Origin of the sequence: Vibrio sp. 10N.247.310.17 (assembly GCF_041466605.1) — a bacterium.
Taxonomy (GTDB): Bacteria; Pseudomonadota; Gammaproteobacteria; order Enterobacterales; family Vibrionaceae; genus Vibrio; species Vibrio tasmaniensis_A.
In genome coordinates this window covers 1-1,064 of record NZ_JBFSTC010000232.1, presented here as the reverse complement: position 1 = coordinate 1,064, position 1,064 = coordinate 1, and the positions used below count along the sequence as shown (strand labels likewise).

Annotated in this window: 1 protein-coding gene; it reads right to left on the bottom strand. The window is 44.5% G+C overall.

Annotated elements, in window-relative coordinates; genetic code table 11:
- Positions 1-20 precede the first annotated feature (20 nt).
- A partial coding sequence (locus AB6D80_RS25065) for an IS4-like element ISVbsp1 family transposase (RefSeq protein WP_372189926.1) occupies positions 21-1,064 on the bottom strand: 1,044 nt, incomplete at its 5' end.

Below are 1,064 nucleotides of genomic sequence, written 5' to 3'. Positions count from 1 at the left end.
TAATGCCGTTCGGATAAGCATTATTGCTTGAACCTGAACGGATATTTGGCTGGGACAAAGAGGACTGAACGTGGAAACGTTCGGTCCTTTCTTTTATCTGGAAGAATGAAGTGACTCAAACTGTCTCTCATCCTTTTCAGTTTTACAGGTAGAGTTCCGTCTGGGCTTAAAGCTAACCAACGTAATTGCGCATCAATAAGGTTAATTGCGGCGGTAAAACTGACCCTAGTCGCTCGAACCCCGGCTTCTGAAGCTATCTTAACCATCTCTAATCGCACTAAGTTATAGGCAAGTAATACGCCCCACAGCTCTTGCTTCACACCGGCAGAAAAACGACTTCGTAAAGTGACGTGACTTTGCAGTTGAGTCTGTTTAATTTCACCATAACCTTCTTCTATCTCCCAGCGTTGCCAATAAATACGCAGCAGGCTTTCTAGCGAGTATCTACTAGGGTCTGTAAGTGAAGTAATAAAACCTTTTATCTCACCTTTTGGCTCTTGATATAGGACTAATCTGGCTTCCCAACGTGCGGGTAAATTCGGATTCTTCCGTTGAGCTTGAGGAGAGATGGGCATTGAGATGAGCATGTCGTTCTCCGCATATTTCTCCAACACTTCATAGCGTAGCTTACGCTTTGCAGGCATTAACCAGTGAGCATTTTCCGCACTCTCTTGCCACGACAACAAGAGGTCTGCCGAGAAATAACAACGATCAAATAAGGTCAATGAATGTGCGGGGATATCATTGAATAGGCGCTTAGCTAAGGTCGTTTCACCGACATGACAGCCATCAAAAGCCGCCCCCATAATCATTCGAGTTTCTGTTGACATCAAAGCGACTAAACGAAGTTGAGGGTAAGGTTTCAATTTTTTAGAGATGAACCCAAATTCTTCAGCGTTCTCTGGGGAATCTTGGCACCTAAATGTTGTCCCATCGACAGCAAGAACATTAAGCTCTAAGTCTTTGTCTTGTTGAAGGATATCTCCATTCCAAGCCTTTACCGTTGTGTGAAACAGAGCCGCTAACGGACTCTCATCTAGACGTCGGCGTGAATCAGTTAGGAC